16 protein-coding genes are annotated in these 16,387 nt (G+C 67.5%); 11 read left to right on the top strand and 5 right to left on the bottom strand.

Translation table 11 applies throughout. The annotated features are described in order from the left end of the window. Positions 1 to 4: 4 nt before the first annotated feature. From G0A00_RS14380 to G0A00_RS14370, 4 genes are read left to right on the top strand one after another with little or no spacing between them, the layout of a single operon-like run. Entirely contained in the window at positions 5 to 1,306 is a 1,302-nt protein-coding gene (locus G0A00_RS14380) for a c-type cytochrome (RefSeq protein WP_164180701.1), read from the top strand. 6 nt (positions 1,307 to 1,312) lie between these two features. Next, complete coding sequence (locus G0A00_RS26775) at positions 1,313 to 1,438, top strand: hypothetical protein (RefSeq protein ID WP_255455351.1); 126 nt, start codon at positions 1,313 to 1,315, stop codon at positions 1,436 to 1,438. 10 nt (positions 1,439 to 1,448) lie between these two features. After that, on the top strand, positions 1,449 to 2,825 hold the full coding sequence (locus G0A00_RS14375; protein WP_164180700.1) for a sigma-54 dependent transcriptional regulator: 1,377 nt from the start codon (positions 1,449 to 1,451) through the stop codon (positions 2,823 to 2,825). Between the two features lie 29 nt (positions 2,826 to 2,854). Next, the gene (locus G0A00_RS14370; RefSeq protein ID WP_164180698.1) at positions 2,855 to 4,120 is read left to right on the top strand and encodes a lytic murein transglycosylase; all 1,266 of its coding nucleotides are present in this window, start codon (positions 2,855 to 2,857) and stop codon (positions 4,118 to 4,120) included. Here G0A00_RS14370 and G0A00_RS14365 read toward each other — a convergent pair. From G0A00_RS14365 to pobA, 5 genes are all read right to left on the bottom strand, one after another. Beyond that, positions 4,117 to 5,004 (bottom strand): helix-turn-helix transcriptional regulator, encoded by an 888-nt coding sequence (locus G0A00_RS14365; protein ID WP_164180696.1) that lies wholly within the window; start codon positions 5,002 to 5,004, stop codon positions 4,117 to 4,119. The genes G0A00_RS14370 and G0A00_RS14365 overlap by 4 nt on opposite strands. Positions 5,005 to 5,051: 47 nt before the next feature. After that, a complete protein-coding gene (locus G0A00_RS14360; RefSeq protein WP_164180694.1) occupies positions 5,052 to 5,873 on the bottom strand; it encodes a substrate-binding domain-containing protein in 822 nt (273 codons plus the stop codon). A 54-nt stretch (positions 5,874 to 5,927) separates the two neighbouring features. After that, a complete protein-coding gene (locus G0A00_RS14355) occupies positions 5,928 to 6,695 on the bottom strand; it encodes an ATP-binding cassette domain-containing protein (protein WP_164180692.1) in 768 nt (255 codons plus the stop codon). 8 nt (positions 6,696 to 6,703) lie between these two features. Then, positions 6,704 to 7,411, bottom strand: coding sequence for an ABC transporter permease (locus tag G0A00_RS14350; protein ID WP_066111380.1), 708 nt, complete (start codon positions 7,409 to 7,411; stop codon positions 6,704 to 6,706). 170 nt (positions 7,412 to 7,581) lie between these two features. Next, entirely contained in the window at positions 7,582 to 8,751 is a 1,170-nt protein-coding gene (gene pobA / locus G0A00_RS14345; protein ID WP_164180690.1) for a 4-hydroxybenzoate 3-monooxygenase, read from the bottom strand. Positions 8,752 to 8,841: 90 nt separating this feature from the next. Between pobA and G0A00_RS14340 the strand changes: the two genes are divergently transcribed. From G0A00_RS14340 to G0A00_RS14310, 7 genes are all read left to right on the top strand, one after another. Beyond that, the gene (locus tag G0A00_RS14340; RefSeq protein ID WP_164180688.1) at positions 8,842 to 9,687 is read left to right on the top strand and encodes a helix-turn-helix domain-containing protein; all 846 of its coding nucleotides are present in this window, start codon (positions 8,842 to 8,844) and stop codon (positions 9,685 to 9,687) included. Between the two features lie 256 nt (positions 9,688 to 9,943). After that, positions 9,944 to 10,927, top strand: a complete 984-nt coding sequence (locus tag G0A00_RS14335; protein ID WP_164180686.1) for a type I glyceraldehyde-3-phosphate dehydrogenase — start codon at positions 9,944 to 9,946, stop codon at positions 10,925 to 10,927. A 97-nt stretch (positions 10,928 to 11,024) separates the two neighbouring features. Further along, on the top strand, positions 11,025 to 11,378 hold the full coding sequence (uraH, locus tag G0A00_RS14330; protein WP_164180684.1) for a hydroxyisourate hydrolase: 354 nt from the start codon (positions 11,025 to 11,027) through the stop codon (positions 11,376 to 11,378). A 169-nt stretch (positions 11,379 to 11,547) separates the two neighbouring features. Further along, complete coding sequence (locus tag G0A00_RS14325) at positions 11,548 to 12,636, top strand: ABC transporter ATP-binding protein (RefSeq protein WP_164180682.1); 1,089 nt, start codon at positions 11,548 to 11,550, stop codon at positions 12,634 to 12,636. A 25-nt stretch (positions 12,637 to 12,661) separates the two neighbouring features. Then, positions 12,662 to 13,630: an ABC transporter substrate-binding protein gene (locus G0A00_RS14320; RefSeq protein ID WP_164180680.1), complete on the top strand. Its 969-nt coding sequence runs from the start codon at positions 12,662 to 12,664 to the stop codon at positions 13,628 to 13,630. Between the two features lie 64 nt (positions 13,631 to 13,694). Beyond that, complete coding sequence (locus G0A00_RS14315) at positions 13,695 to 15,371, top strand: iron ABC transporter permease (RefSeq protein WP_203595384.1); 1,677 nt, start codon at positions 13,695 to 13,697, stop codon at positions 15,369 to 15,371. Further along, positions 15,359 to 16,384, top strand: coding sequence for an MBL fold metallo-hydrolase (locus G0A00_RS14310; RefSeq protein ID WP_164180678.1), 1,026 nt, complete (start codon positions 15,359 to 15,361; stop codon positions 16,382 to 16,384). Before G0A00_RS14315 ends, G0A00_RS14310 begins: the two co-directional genes overlap by 13 nt. Positions 16,385 to 16,387 lie beyond the last annotated feature (3 nt).

Raw genomic sequence — 16,387 nt, 5'->3', positions numbered from 1 at the left:
GCCCATGGGCCGGCTGGCCTTCGCCTTTGTGCTGACGCTCTGTGCCGCCCCGCTGGCGGCGCAGGGCGAAAGCGTTCCCGAGTTCAGCACCTTAAAGGGTCACGGCGGGCCGATCATGGCGATTGCCGTCTCTCCCGAGGGGCAATTGGCGACCGGCAGTTTCGACAATTCCGTCGGGCTCTGGCAGGCGGGCACGCCGCGCTGGCTCGAAGGCCATGAGGCGGCGGTGACAGCGCTGACCTATGGCCCGGACGGCACGCTGGTCTCGGGCGGCGATGATTTCGCCGTGCGGGTCTGGGGCGAGACGCCGCGCGTTCTGGGCCATCATCAGGGCAAGGTCGCGGCGCTCGCGGTCTCGCCCGATGGGCAAACGCTCGCCAGCGGCAGCTGGGACGGCACGATCCGTCTCTGGCCTCTGACCGGCGGCGAGGGCAGCGCCCTGCCCGCACCCGGCGCCGGGGTCAACGCGCTTGCCTTTGGCCCAGACGGAGGGCTCTACGCCGGAACCATGAGCGGCGCGCTGCTACGCTACGCCCCGGAAGGCAGCACCCCTGTGCCGATGGTGCAGCACGGCTTTGGCATCAACCGCATCACCCTCGGCCCCGACTGGATCGCCTATGGCGCGGTGGATGGCGGCACGCGTGTGCTGGACCTCGAGACCGGCGCGCAGATCGCCGATCTCACGCTCGAGCGGCGGCCCATCCTGTCGATGGCCCACCACCCCGCCACGCATCAGTTGGCGGTGGGCGACGGCGAAGGTTTCATCATGATCGTCGACACGCAGAGCTGGCAGATCACCCGCGACTTCCGCGCCACCCGTCAGGGGCCGGTCTGGGCGCTGGCCTTCTCGACCGATGGCACGGTGATCCACGCCGGCGGGCTCGACGATGTCGCCTACGCGTGGCCGGTGGAGATGCTCGACGCCTTCGAGCCCGGCATCTCCGGCGCGCGCAGCTTCCTGCGCGATGTCGCGACCATGCCCAATGGCGAGCGGCAGTTCATGCGCAAATGTTCGATCTGCCACGCCACGACCCCCGGCCCCTCGCGCAAGGCCGGGCCGACGCTGCACGGCGTCTTTGGCCGACCCGCGGGCACGGTGCCGGGCTACATCTACTCCGACACGCTGAACGGCGCGGGCATCATCTGGGACGAGACCACGATCGACGCGCTGTTCGATCAGGGGCCGGATCACTACATTCCCGGCTCCAAGATGCCCATGCAGGTGATCGCGGGCAGCGATGACCGCGCCGACCTGATAGACTATCTCAAACGGGCCACCACAGAGCAGCCCACCAAAGGAAAGTGACCACTTATGAAAGCCATGTTCACCGGCTTTGCCGCCATCATCGTTATCGGCATCGTGGCCTATTTCGGCCTGCACGAGATCGGCTTCTCTTCGGCTGAGGTCTATTCCAGCCAGAACGTCCGGCACGACTGACCGCGCTGAGATGACGCCAAGGGACGCCTCCGCCGACGACTACGGCCCGACGCTGGCCGGTGCTTCGATCCTCGTGGTCGATGACGAGCCGGGCATGCGCAATTTTCTGGTCAAGATGCTGGGGCCGCGCGTGCAGCGGGTGGAAGAGGCGGCCTCGGCGCAGGAGGCGACGCAAAAGCTCGACGCGGCGCATTTCGATCTGGTGATCCTCGACAACGTCATGCCCAAGACGACCGGGCTCGACTGGCTGGCCGAGCAGCAGCGCAAGGGCTTTTTCGGCGACACCATCCTGATCACCGCCTATGCCGACCTTGATACGGCGATCACCGCGCTGCGCGCCGGGGTCAGCGATTTTGTCCTCAAACCCTTTCGGGCCAATCAGATCCTCGGCGCCGTGGCGCGCACGCTCGACCGCAAGTACCTGCGCCGCGACAACACGCTGCTGCGGCGTGAACTGCGCACCGGCCATTTCCAAGGCAAGCTGATCGGCAAATCCGAGGTGATGGTCGCGGTGCGGGCGCTGCTTGCCAAGCTGGCACCGCTGCCCACGCCCGTGCTCTTCACCGGCGCAAGTGGCACCGGCAAGGAACTGGCCGCGCGGCATCTGCACCAGCTTTCGGACCGTGCCGAGAAACCCTTTGTGCCGGTCAACTGCGCCGCCATCGCGCCCGACCGAATGGTGCAGGAACTCTTTGGCAGCCTCGAAGGCGGCGAGCGGCTGAAACCGGGGCTGCTGTTGCTGGCGGATGGCGGCACGCTCTTTCTCGATGAGGTGGCGCAGATGCCCGAGCCGCTTCAGGCGGCACTTTTGCGGGTGCTCGAAGATCAGCGGATCCGCCCCGCCGGGGCCGAGCGGGAACTGCCGCTGAACCTGCGGTTCCTGTTTGCCACCAATGCCGATCTGCCGCAGATGGTGGCGCAGGGCAAATTCCGCGCCGACCTCTATCACCGGATCAACGTGCTGACGGTGGAGATGCCGCCGCTCTCGGATCGGTCGGATGACATCCTCGAACTGGCGGCGCTCTTCACCAAGCAGTTCAGTCAGGCGCTCGGGATGCCCGGCCTCACCCTCGACGAGCAGACGCTGCTCAAGCTGCGGCGCTACGACTGGCCGGGCAACGTGCGCGAGCTGCGCAACCTCGTGGAACGCTCGGTGATCCTTGGCGGCTTTCCCGAGGAATTTGCGGGCGCGGGCAGCGTCACCGGCGCGCAGGCGATCGAAGACCTCGACCTCGTGGTGCAGCGCCACATCCTGCATATGCTCGACCTCTGCGATGGCAACCGGGCCGAGGCGGCGCGCCGCTTGGGCGTGTCGCGTAAGACCATCGACCGCAAGATGGCGCAATGGGGCGAAGAGAGCGTTTCACCGCCGCCGCCCCTGCGCTAGGCTCGGGGAAAACCCGGCGGAGCAGACCCATGCGCAGAACAGTCAAATCCCGAAGCTTCGGGCCCCTCTGGGCGGGCGCCCTGTGCTGTCTTTTGCTGGCTGCCTCGCCCGCCGCAGCGCTCGACCGGGCGGCGGTGGAGCGGCAGTTCCGCGGCTGGCTCGAACAGACGGTCTGGCCGCAGGCGTCGCGCAAGGGCGTGTCGCGCGGCACCTTTGAGGCGGCTTTTTCCGGGGTTGCGCTCAACTGGGATCTGCCCGATCTGGTGCCCCCCGGAACCCAGCCGCAGACCCCCAAACAGCAGCGGCAGGCCGAGTTCGGCCAGCCTGCGAAATACTTCAGCCGCGGCTCCATCGACGGTGCCACCAGCGTCGGGCGGCAAATGGCAAAGCGCCACGCTTCGGCCCTTGCCGCGACCGAGAGGGCAACCGGCGTGCCCGGCCGCATCATCCTTGGTATCTGGGGGCGCGAAAGCGGCTATGGCCGCGTCTCGATCCCGCATAGCGCCTTTGAAGTGCTGGGTACCAAGGGCTTTATGTCGACCCGCGCCGCCTATTTCACCGATGAGCTGATCGCCGCGCTGCAGATTGCCGAGGCCGGGCATGCCCCCGCCGGGGTGATGAAAAGCTCTTGGGCTGGGGCGCTCGGGCAGCCGCAGTTCATGCCGTCGAATTTCCTGAAATATGCCGCCGACGGCAATGGCGACGGCCATGCCGACATCTGGCGTTCGGAGCCGGACACCATCGCCTCGATCGGTACCTATCTAGCCAAACATGGCTGGCAGAGCGGGCGGGATTGGGGCTTTGAGGTGCGCGTGCCTGCCGCGGTGTCCTGCACGCTCGAAGGCCCGGATCAGGGCAAGCGCATTTCGGACTGGGAAAAGCTGGGCATCACCCGCATCTCGGGCCGCCCCTTCCCCGAGCATGAACGGCGCGGCGAGGGATTTCTGCTGATGCCCGCCGGGCGGCATGGGCCCGCCTTCATCGTCACGCCCAATTTCTACGTGCTGAAGGACTACAATATGAGCGATCTTTACGCGCTCTTCGTCGGCCATGTTGGGGACCGCATCCAATACGGCGTCGGCGATTTCAGCGCGCCGTGGGGTTCAGTCGGCGGGCTCTACCGGTCGGATGTGGCGGCCATGCAGCGCGCGCTGGAGCGGATGGGCCATGACGTGGGCGGCGCCGACGGGCTTCCGGGGTTCAAGACGCGGCGCTCGATCGGGCGCTGGCAAGAGGCGCAGGGCCGCCCCGCCACATGCTTCCCCGAGGCCGCGATGAAATCGGCGCTGCGCTAAGCGTTCCAGACCACCTCGCCGAAGCGCGACAGATCGTAGCCGCCGAGGCTTTCGGCCCGGCTGCGGAAGGGCCCCGAGCGGCAGAAATGCAGCAGGCTCTGCAGTGCCGGCTCGAAATAGGCGCGGCGGTCGATGAGCAGATCGAACCGCTCTTCGATGAGCGGCACGAAGCGCAGCCCGTAGCTGCGCGCCACCGACTCGAGCCCGAAGGTCACATCGGCCTCGCCGCGCCGCACGCTCTGCACCGCTTCGTCCTCGGTGCGCTCGGTCGGGGTGAAGGTGAGGCTGCCCAGATCGACCCCCGCCTCCTGCGCCAGTTCGCGCAGCAGCACCGCGGTGCCCGAGCCCTCCTGCCGGGGCGCGACGCGCAGGCCGGGCAGATCGGCCAGCCCCTGCGGTGCCGGGCCGTCTTCGCGCAGCACCAGCCCGCGGCGGCGCGCGGCAAATCCGATCAGCACCACGTCCTGCCCCTCTGCGGCGGCACGGGCAGCGGCGAGGTTCCAACTGCCATCGGGTGCACGCACATGCAGACCGCTGGCCACACCCTCGCGCGCGGCAAAGCGGGTCAGCCCGTCCTGCGAGCCGTCAAAGTACGTCGCAAGCCCGCAGCGGGACTGGCGGATCGCCCAATCAAGCAAGGGATCATGGCTGCCCAGAAAGACACCGGGCCGCGGCGCCTGCGGCGTCATGAACCCACCGCTCTGCGCGCCTTCGATCCATGCGCGGATCTCGGCGGCGGGGAACAGCAGTTTTCCGGTGGCGCGCGAACAAGGCACCTCGCCCGAGGCGGCAAGATCGTAGACCTTGCGCTCTTTCAGGCGCAGCAGATCGGCCAGTTCGCGGACGGTGAGATATTCGTGAGGCGGGATCTGCAGGTCGGTCATCTGGGTCAGTCTTGGTGGGGGCGGCAGCACGCCGCCCCCGGACCCTATCAGTTCTTCGGCGCGTTGGGGAAGAACAGCTGCTGACCGTCGACCTTATAGTCGGCGATCACCTTCTGACCTTCGTCCGAGATCAGCCAGTCGGCAAAGTCCTGCGCCGCGTCGATTTTCACCGAGGGGCATTTTTCCGGGTTCACCGGGATCACGCCGTATTGGTTGAAGAGATTCTCGTCGCCTTCGACCTCAACCGCGTAATCCTGCTTGTTCTGGAAGCTGATCCAAGTGGCGCGGTCGGTCATCACATAAGCGCCCATGCCAATGCCTGCGTTCAGCGTCGCGCCCATGCCAGAGCCGGTCTCGCGATACCACTCGCCCGAGGCTTCGGTGGGGTCGATGCCCGCGGCCTTCCACAGCGCGACCTCTTTCTTGTGGGTGCCGCTGTCATCGCCGCGCGAGGCAAAGAGCGCGCCCGCCTCGGAGATCTTGGTCAGCGCCGCCTCGACATCGTCCATGCCGTTCACGCCCGCCGGGTCGCTCTCGGGGCCGACGATGACAAAGTCGTTGTACATGAGATCCGTGCGCTCGGTGCCAAAGCCCGCCGCGACGAATTTCTCTTCCGACGGTTTGGCGTGCACCAGCAGCAGGTCGCCATCGCAATTCTCGGCGTTCTTGATCGCCTGCCCGGTGCCCACGGCCACGACGTTGACGGTGATGCCGCTCTCGCCGGTGTAGATCGGCAGCAGGTAGTCGTAGAGCCCCGAGTTGGCGGTCGAGGTGGTAGACTGCACGATGATCGACTGCTCCTGCGCAAACGCGCCGCCGGCGAGGCCGAGGGTGAGCGCGGTGGAGGCGATCAGTTTGGCAAATTTCATCTGTGGCTTCCTTTTGCCTTGGTCATCAAAAAACTGGTGAAGGTCCGGCGGCGGTCAGAGAACGATCCGCCCGGCCAGATAATCCCGCGCCACTTGGCTTTGCGGCTCGGGAAAGAACTCGGCGGCGCGGCTGTGCTCGGCAACCCGCCCGCGGTGCAGAAAAACAACCTCGTCGGCCATGCGCCGTGCCTGCCCGATGTCATGGGTGACAAAGATGATGCGGGTGCCGCGGGCACGCGCCTCCGACACGATGCGCTCGATCACCAGCACCGAGGCGGGATCGAGGCTGGCGGTGGGCTCATCAAGGAACAGCACCTCGGGATCGGTGGCCAGCGCGCGCGCCAGAGCCAGCCGCTGCGCCTCGCCGCCCGAGAGCAGCCGCGCGGGCTGGCGCGCCTTGTGCAGCAGCCCTACGCCCTCAAGCAGCCGGTCCCGGCGGCGGCGGTCGCCGCCCCGCGCCTTGAGGACGAAATCCATATTGGCGGCGACCGAGCGGCGCAGCAGAACCGGCTTTTGGAACACCAGCGCCTGACGCCCCGTGGCCTCGGCCGCGGGCGTTCCGTTCCAGCTGATCTCGCCGGTGCTGGGGGCCAGAAGACCATGTAGCGCCTTGAGCATCAGGCTTTTGCCCGCCCCATTCGGCCCCATGATCACCGTGCAGCCCCCGGGCGTGAGCGACAGCTCGACGCCGTCCAGAAGCGGCACCCCGTCCACCTCGAGCCGCAGCCCCTGCACCCGCAGCGGCAAAAGCGGCGCGGGATGGCCAACGCTGCCTCTGGCGCGGGACAAGGGCGGCACGGCGGTGATCTGCAGGTCAGACATGGCTCCCCTCACGCATAGGCCTGCCGCGCGGCGGTCATCCGCAGCGTCTGCACCCCGGCGTTCACCCCCAGCGCCAGCACCAGCAGGATGATCCCCAGCGCCAAGGCCAGCGGCAGATCACCCTTCGAGGTTTCCAGCGCGATGGCGGTGGTCATCACGCGGGTCAGATGGTCGATATTGCCGCCGACGATGATCACCGCCCCCACTTCGGCGACGGCGCGACCAAAGCCCGCGAGCCCAACGGTCAGCAATGCGTAACGCCCGTCCCAGAGCAGCGTGGTGATGCTCTGCCAGCGGCTGAGGCAGAGCGAGCGGAACTGCTCGGCGTATTCGCTGTGCAGATCCTCCAGTTGCTGCCGAGAGAGGGCGGCGACGATGGGCACGATGAGAATGGTCTGCGCCGCGATCATCGCGCCGGGCGTGTAGAGCAGCCCCAGAAACCCCAACGGGCCGGAGCGGGAGAGGTAGAGATACACAAGCAGGCCAACGACCACCGGCGGCAGCCCCATCAGCGCATTCATCACCACCAGCACGGCGCCGCGCCCGCGGAACCGGCTCACCGCCACCAGCGCCCCGATGGGCAGCCCGATGGCGCAGGCCAGCAGCGTCGCGCTGAGGCTGACCTGCAGCGACAGGCCGACGATCTCATAGAGATCGGCCTCGCCGGACAGCACCAGCGAGAGCGCCAGACGGAAGGCCTCCCCAATATCTTGCAAAATTTACTCTCCCTGCGGAAATTTTGCGTCATAGTGACTATGCATCCTCTCGCGCAGGACGCAAGCTCAGTCAATAGTTTGAACAAAATAAGGCCCACTCCGAAGAGCGGACCTTGATCGCAGAGCGACTGCAAAATTTCCCGGAATCCTGGAAAGCCCGGAAAGCGGCCCTAGAACGGCAGTCCCACGTAGTTCTCCGCAAGGTCCTTGCGCGCAGTCTCCGAGTCCGACAGGTGCTGCAGCGTGGCCCGGCGCATCTCTTCGGCGAAGCTGTCCTCGCCCTCAAAGCGGTGCAGCATGGTGGTCATCTGCCAGCTGAAACGCATCGCTTTCCAGATCCGCGCCAGCGCGCGCTCGGAATAGCCGTCGATGCCGCTCTCTTTGCCCTGCTTCACCGCCTCGATCAGCGCTTCGTGCAGGTAATAGACGTCGGACACCGCAAGGTTCAGACCCTTCGCCCCGGTCGGCGGCACGATATGCGCGGCGTCGCCGACAAGGAACAGCCGGCCCCAGCGCAGCGGCTCGGAGACGAAGCTGCGCAGCGGTGCGATGGATTTCTCGATCGACGGGCCGGTGATCAGCTTGGCCGCCGCCTCGGACGGGATGCGGCGCTTGAATTCGGTCCAGAAACGCTCGTCCGACCAGTCCTCGACCTTGTCCGACAGCGGCACCTGCACGTAGTAGCGCACGAGGTTCTCGTTGCGCATCGAGGCCAGCGCAAAGCCATGCGGCGAGTTGGCGTAGATCAGTTCGTCATGCACCGGCGGGGTGCGCGAGAGGATCCCCAGCCAGCCGAAGGGATAGACCCGCTCGAACTCGCGGCGCTTTTCCTCGGGGATGGTCTTGCGGCTGACGCCGTGGAATCCGTCGCAGCCCGCCACATAGGCGCAGGCGACACGGTGACGCTGACCGTCCAGCGTGTATTCCACCGCCGCTTCGGAGGCCTCGAGGTCGTGGATCGTGACATCCTCGACCCCGTGGATCACCTGCGTGCCCATAGCGTCCTGCGCATCGTATAGATCATGGGTCACCTCGGTCTGGCCGTAAACCATGACCTGCTTGCCGGTGAGCGCCTTGAAGTCGATGTGCACCATCAGTTCGGCGTCGGTCAGATAGGTGCCGTCGTGCGGGATGCCCTCGGCATCCATGCGCGCGCCGACGCCCGCCTCGCGCAGCAGTTCCACCGTGCCCCATTCAAGAATGCCCGCCCGGATGCGCGACAGCACGTGCTCGCGGCTCGAACGCTCCAGCACCACGGTCGCAACCCCGGCGCGGTTCAGAAGCTGCGACAGCAGCAGGCCCGACGGCCCGCCACCGATGATCACGACGTCGGTTTTCATGCATATTCCTCCCATCTTTCGCCGCCACCCTAGGCCCGGAGGCGGCCTGCGCGAATAGACGGGCCGCGCAAAGGCTGGTACTATTCGTGCATGACCCTGCGCGCGCAAATCCCTCAGTTCGACCTTTTCGGAGAGACCGGCGGCTTCCCCGACACCGTGCATTGCGAGCGGATATGGGACCGGGCGCGCCTTCACGATTGGGTGATTTCAGCGCACAGGCACGCAGAGATCACGCAGGTTTTCTTCATGCGCAAGGGCCACGCCGAGGTGCAGATCGACGGGCAGACGCAGCGCCTCGATGATGGGCAGTTTCTGCTTATCCCGGTACGGATCGTGCATGGTTTCGAGTTCACCCGCCTGAGCGAAGGGCTGGTTTTGTCCTTCCCGGCGCCGGTGCTGGCGGCGATGCGCCCGACCTCGCCCGCGCTTTCGGCACAACTGTCGCGGCCGGTGATCGGCGAGGCCTCGGCGCGGTTCGAACGTCTGGCGGGCGACCTGCTTGCGGCCTTCTCCGAGCCCGGCCCGTTCCGCGCCAACCTTCTGGTGGCGCTGGCCCATGCGATCCTTGCCGAGATCGGCACGCTCACCCCGCCCGAGGAGGAAAGCGCGACCGGCAGCGCAAAGATGCAGGCGCTCGACCGGCTGATCGCGCAGCACATGGCGACGGGCTGGCGCGCGGGGGACTATGCCTCCGCGCTGTCGATCACACCCGGCCATCTCACCCGCCTGTGCCACGCCGCCACCGGCCTCAGCGCCTCGCGCTACATCGAGGGCAAGGTGATGACCGAAGCGAGCCGGATGCTCGCCTTCACCCAGATCCCCGTGGCCGAGATCGGTTACCGTCTGGGATTTTCCGATCCGGCCTATTTCTCGCGCCGCTTCCGCGCCCTGCGCGGCCAGAGCCCAAGCGACTACCGCGCGCGCTTTGTGGGGTAAGAAGGGCGAGCGCTGGCCTGTGGGATGGCGCTACAGCCTGCGGAATTTGCGCTTTATCCCGACCAAATCCGGGCAACTTCTGAGCAGCGCGCGGCGATCTGCAAGCGCCAGCCCGCCGGGACGGGCCAGCGCTCGCCCGGCGGCTTCGCCTTGAGTCCGGGCGGACCTGCGCTGCACCCCAGCATCCCCTCCCCCGCTTGACCCCGGGGCGCAAAGGCGTATCGCTTGCGCCGTTCAAGTTCCGTGGAGGCACCCGATGACCCGCATCATGATCAACGGCTTTGGCCGCATTGGCCGCACCCTACTGCGCCAGTTGCTCACCGATCCGGCTCATGCCGACCTCGACCTTGTGGCGATCAACGACATCGCCGCCCCCGAGATGTGCGCCTATCTCTTCCGCTACGACAGCGTCTTCGGCCCCTATCCCGGCACCGTCACCGAAGAGCCCGGCGCGCTGGTCATCGACGGCAGGCGCATCCCCTTTCACACCACCCGCGATCTGCGCGAGCTCGACCTGAGCCATGTGGATGTGGTGCTCGAATGCACCGGCGCCGCCTCGAACCGCCCCCATGCCGAGGCCGGGCTGATGGCGGGCGCGCGCAAGGTGCTGCTGTCGGGCCCTTCGGAGGCGGCGGATGTCACCTGCGTGCTTGGGGCGAACGAGGATGAGATCGGCGATGCGAGGATCGTCTCCAACGCATCATGCACCACCAATGCCATCGCGCCGATGCTGAAGGCGCTCGACGCAGGTTTCGGCATCGCCCGCGCGCATGTCACCACCATCCATTGCTACACCGGAAGCCAGCCGACGGTGGACGCGCCCGGAGCCAGCTACGAGCGCAGCCGCGCCGCCGCCGTGTCCATGGTGCCCACCAGCACCAGCGCCGCAAAACAGGTGATCAAAGTGCTGCCCGGCCTCGACGGGCGGCTGAGCGTGACGGCGGTGCGGGTGCCCTGCATCTCGGTCTCGGCGGTGGATGCCGTGCTGCAACTGCGCGACATGCCCGCGGACGCCAATGCCGCGCTGTCGCAGCTTTTCACCGGCTCGCCCCTCGTCGGGCTGACCGCCGATCCCTGCGTGTCGACCGACCTGCGGGCGCGCCCGGAATCGCTTGTGCTGTCGACGCGCGAGACCCGTGTGGTCGAGGGTGGCCAGCTGCGGCTCTTCGGCTGGTACGACAACGAATGGGGCTTCTCGGCGCGGATGCTCGACATGACCCGTCGCCTCGCGCGTGCCTGATCTTCAAATCCGGTTTGAAACACTCTTGGCGGCGCGGGACTTTACCCCCCGCCCGCTTGTGCCACTATGGCCCGCGATCACCTGACGGAGAGCCCTGATGACCGGATACCTGACCACCCATGTCCTCGACACCGCGCGCGGCTGCCCCGCGCAGGGGCTGAAAATCGAGCTTTACCGGATCGAGGGCGAGACCCGGAGCCATCTCAAGACGCTGGTCACCAATGACGACGGGCGCACCGACGAACAGATCCTGCCCGCCGCCGAGTTTGCCACCGGCACCTATGAGCTGGTGTTCCACGCGGGCGCCTATCTCGACGCCTGCGGCACGCCCCCCGAAGAGCCGCGGTTTCTGGATGTGGTGCCGCTGCGCTTTGGCGTGTCGGAGGCGGCACATTACCACGTGCCGCTGCTGCTCTCACCCTTCGGCTATTCCACCTACCGCGGTAGCTGAGCGCGTACATTTGATCTGACCCGAACGGCGCCCTTCGCGGGCGCCGTTTTTTGTTTGCGCGACAGATTTCACCGTTCTGTCATGCACATGTCGCCCCGCTGTCGCAGCCTGACGCCAGAGATCGCCCCGACGCTGCACAGCTGTGCAGCCCGGCACCACGGGGCAGACCATGAGCGACATCCAGATCTCAGGGATAGACAAAAGCTACGGCACGACACAGGTGCTGCGGCAGGTCTCGCTGAGCATCGAGGCCGGGGAGTTCGTGGCCGTCCTTGGCCCCTCCGGCTGCGGCAAGACCACGCTGCTGCGCTGCCTTGCGGGGTTCGAGCGGCTGAACGCTGGCCGCATCGCGGTCGGAGGCGAGACCGTCTCTGCTCCCGGCCACCACCTCGCGCCAGAGCATCGCGGCATCGGCGTGGTGTTCCAGAACTACGCGCTCTGGCCGCATATGAGCGTCGCGCAGAACGTCGCATACGGGCTGAAAATCGCGGGCATTCCCAAACCTGAGAGGAATTCCCGCGTCGCCAAAGTGCTCGATCTGGTCGAACTGGGGCCGCTCGCGCACCGCCGCCCCGCCGACCTCTCCGGCGGCCAGCGCCAGCGAGTCGCCCTTGCCCGCTGCCTCGCGATGGAGAGCCGGGTGGTGCTGCTCGACGAGCCGCTGGCCAATCTCGACGTGCACCTGCGCGGCGCGCTGGAAGAGGAATTCGCCGCCTTCCACGCCCGTTCCGGGGCCACGATGTTCTACATCACCCACGATCAGGCCGAGGCTCTGGCCCTCGCCGACCGCGTGGCGGTGATGGACAAGGGCCGGATCCTGCAGTTCGACCGCCCAGAGGCGCTGTTCAGCCAGCCGGTCTCGGAAACCGTGGCGGGGTTCATCGGAGAGGGCCGCGTGCTCGAGGCCGAAGACATCCGCCCGCTCGGGGCGGGCCGCGCCGCCGCCTCGCTGCTCGGCCTGCCGGTCACGCTGCGCTGTGCCCCCGGCGAGACCGCCCGCCGCCGCGCCAAGATCTCGTTCCACCCCGGCGATCTGCAACTGAGCGACAGCCGCGACGCGATCGCTGGCAATGTCACCCGCGCCACCTACCGCGGTGCCTATCTGCGCGCCGAGGTCATGGCGGGCCCCGCCGGGGACATCCCGCTGTCCGTGAACATCGCCGCTCCTGCCGCGCTGACCCGCGGCCAGCGGATCTCTCTCGCCCTGCGCGACGGCTGGGTCATCCCCGATCCCGCCGCCTCCTCTCACCACATCTGAACACGCAACCACAGGGACACCGAACATGCGTCTTCTCAGCCTCTCCCTCGCCGCATCGCTGCTCTCCAGCGCCGTCTACGCAGAAACCACGCTGACGCTCTACACCAGCCAGCCGCCGGAACAGGCGCAGCAGACCGTGGACGCCTTCGAGGCCGCCCACCCCGACATCAAGGTCGAATGGACCCGCAACGGCACCTCGGCGCTGATGAACGTCGTCCGTGCCGAGATTGAGGCGGACAATGTGCAGCCCGACGTTCTGCTCGTGGCCGATGTGATCAACCTTGGCGAGCTGAAGGCCGGTGGTCACCTCCTGGCCTATGAGGACGCCCCCGTGTCCGAATACGATCCCGCCACCTATGACGCCGACATGACCTATTTCGGCACCAAGGCGATGACCACCGGCATCGCCTACAACACCGAGATCGCCGAGCCGGTCACCCACTGGATGGACCTGATCACCGAGGAAAACCGCGGCATGATCGGCGTGCCCTCGCCGCTCTATTCGGGCGCCGCGCTGAACCACCTGCACGCGCTGCTGAACGTCGAAGGCATCGGTTGGGAGTTCTACGAGGGCCTGAACGATCTGGATATCGTCCCCGAGGGCGGCAACGGCCCGGCCACCAAGGCCGTCGCCTCGGGCATGGCGAAATATGCGATCATCGTCGATGCCAACGCGCTGCGCGCCAAGGCGAGCGGCTCGCCGGTGGATTACATTGTCCCCGAGGATGGCGTGAGCTTCATCACCGAGCCCGCCGCCATCATGGCAGGCACCGAGCACCCGGAAGAGGCCAAGCTCTTCATCGACTTCCTGCTCAGCGAAGAGGGCCAGAAGCTGGTGGCCGAGCAGGGCTCGCTGCCGATCCTGCCGGGCGTCGAGGGCCCCGAGGGCTTCCCCAAGCTCGAGAACATGACGCTTCTGGGCTACAACGTCGACGCCGCGCTCGAGACCAACGAGGCCGTGCGCGCGCGCTTTGCCGAGATCTTCGGGCTCTGATCGCGTGACGCTCCTCCAAGACCAACCGGCGCGCCCCCCTCGGGCGCGCCGACTGCTCGGGGCGATGGGCAGCGAGCGCGCGCTGATGCTGGCGCTGGTGCTCTTTGTCGGCCTGCTGTCGATCGCACCTCTGGCCCGCCTGATCCATGCCGCGCTGTTTCCGCAGGGCAGTTTCGACACCGCCCGCATCGCCGACGTCCTTGGCGGGCGCCAAGTGCTGGAGGCGACGCTCAACACCCTCTGGATCGCCGCCGCCGCGACCCTGCTGGCGACGGTGGTGGGCACGCTGGCGGCGCTGCTCACCTCGCTGACCGACATGCGCCGCCGCACGCTCTGGGTCTTTGGCTTCGTGCTGCCGCTGATGATCCCGCCGCAGGTCACCGCGCTGGCTTGGGTACAGGCCTTCTCGCCCGCCAGCCCGATCCTCGGCCCGCTCGGCCTTGCGCTGCCGCCTGGCACGCGCCATCCGCTTTATTCCATGGGCGGGATCATCTTCCTGCTCGGGCTCTATAATGCGCCGCTGGTTTTCCTCTCGGTCCGTGCCTCGCTGCAACGCCTGCCCGCCGCGCTGGTCGAGGCCGCCCATGCCAATGGCGCAGGCGCCGGGCAGGTCACCCGTGACATCATCCTGCCGCTCGCCCGTGGCGGCATCTTCGCCGGGGCCGCGCTGGCCTTCGTCTCGTCGATCGGCAATTTCGGCATTCAGGCGATGCTTGGCATCCCCGCGCGCGTTTCCACGCTGATCACCCTCATCTACCGGCGGCTGAACTCCTACGGGCCCTCGGCGCTCAACGACATGGCGCTTCTAGCGCTGTTGCTGGCGGGTCTGACGGTGCTTGGGATGCTGCTCACCGCATGGCTTGGACGGCGCGGTGATCAGCGCGTCGACAGCGCGCAGCGCCCGCCCCGCATGAGCCTTGGCCGCTGGCGGGTCCCAGTGACCGGGCTGGCGTGGCTCTATCTTGTGGTCTGCCTGCTGCTGCCGCTCTCGGCGCTCTTTGGCACCGCGCTGGTGCGCGGCTACGGCCAGCCGCTGACGCCCGAGACAATCACCTTCGAGAACTTCGCCAATGCGCTTTTCCATCACGAGGGCATTCGCGGTGCCTTCCTCACCTCGCTGTGGCTGACGCTTCTGACCGTGGCGATCCTAATCCCTGCTGCGGTCGCGCTCGGCTACGTGCTGAGCTGGCGCCGCGGCTGGCTGGCAAAGCTGTTGCGGCTTACCTCCGAGCTTGCCTACGCGTTGCCCGGCATCATCATCGGCGTAGCGATGATCCTTTTCTTCCTGCGCCCCCTGCCGTTCATCGGCACCGGGCTCTATGGCACGGTCTGGGTCATCCTTGCCGCCTATCTGTCGAATTTCCTCGCGCTCGCGCTGCGGCCCATCCTCGGCGGCTACGCGCAGATCGACCGCGGCCTTGACGAGGCGGCGCAGCTGGCAGGCGCCGGGGTCTTTGCCCGGCTGCGCGACATCGTGCTGCCCTCGCTTGCCCCCTCGGCCATGGCCGCCGCGATCCTCGTCTTCATGACCGCGGTCAACGAGATTCAGGTCTCCGTGCTGCTGGTCAGTTCGCGCGCCACCACGATCGGCCCGATGATCATCTTTCTGGAAGAGGCCGGATCCTCGACCCTCGCCGCCGCCGTCGGCTGCCTGATGGTGCTGATGGTGCTGGCCCTGATGGGGCTGTCGCTGCTCTTTGGTCGCCGCCTGCCGGACGGGGTGCTGCCATGGCACGACTGACTGTGCTGAGCGGCATGGGCCGCAAGAGCGCCGCCGCCTTCCTACTGCAGACCGAGGGACGGCGCCTGCTGCTCGACATGGGCGGCGGCCTCGAGGTGGGAGAGCATCTGGACCTCTCGCGCGCCGGGCGTGTGGATGCGGTGCTGTTGAGCCATGCGCATGTGGATCACGTGGGCGCGCTGGATCGGCTGGCCGAGATCGGCAGCCCGCCGGTCTTTGCCACCGCCGAGACGCTGCGCCAGTTGCCCGCCGGCCTGCGGCCCGCGTGGGTCGAGCCTCTGCCCGAGCGCGGCACGGCGGATGTGCTGGGCCTGCGGCTGGACACCGGACGCTCGGGGCATGCGCCCGGCGGTATCTGGATGCGCGTCCCGACGCTGCGCGGCGGCTTTCTATACACCGGCGATTTCAGCACCGAGGCGGCGCTGCTGCGCTGCGATCCCTTCCCGCGCAGCGCGACCGTGCTCGCCGACGCCTCTTATGGCGACCGCGAAGAGAGCCTTGCCGCGCAGATCGAAACGCTTGCCGAGGCGGCGCGCGGCGGCGCGGTGCTGCCCTGCCCTGCGGATGGGCGCGGCCCCGACATGGTGGCGGCGCTGACCGCCGCGGGGCTGGAGGTTCAGGCCTGCGCGCAGATCGCCGCAGAAACCGAACGCCTCACCGGCAGCCGCCCGCCCGTGGCCACCGCCGAAACCGCGCAGGAAGGGCACATCATCGTCGCCGACGGGCCCAACGCCGAGCATGGGCTTCCCGGAGACTTGCGCATGCAGCCGGGTTTTCGCTTCGTCTTTTCCGGCCACATCCCGCGCAGCAGCCCGGCCCACGCGATGATCGCCGAAGGGCGGGCGCGCTGGATGGGCTGGAACGTGCATCCGCGCCTGTGCGATCTGATCGAGCTTGCCGCCAAGACCCGCGCCGAGCGTGTGCTGCCAGCCTTCATCGATCTTGCCACCGCCCCCCGCCTGACCGCCGCGCTTGGCCCGCGCCTGCGGCATTGCACCAGTCTCGAGGTCTGAGCC

The sequence above is a fragment of the Salipiger sp. PrR002 genome, from assembly GCF_010500775.1.
In the GTDB taxonomy this organism is placed as follows: Bacteria; Pseudomonadota; Alphaproteobacteria; order Rhodobacterales; family Rhodobacteraceae; genus Salipiger.
Note: the sequence above shows the minus strand (reverse complement) of the source record. Positions and strands in the feature narration are given on the sequence as shown.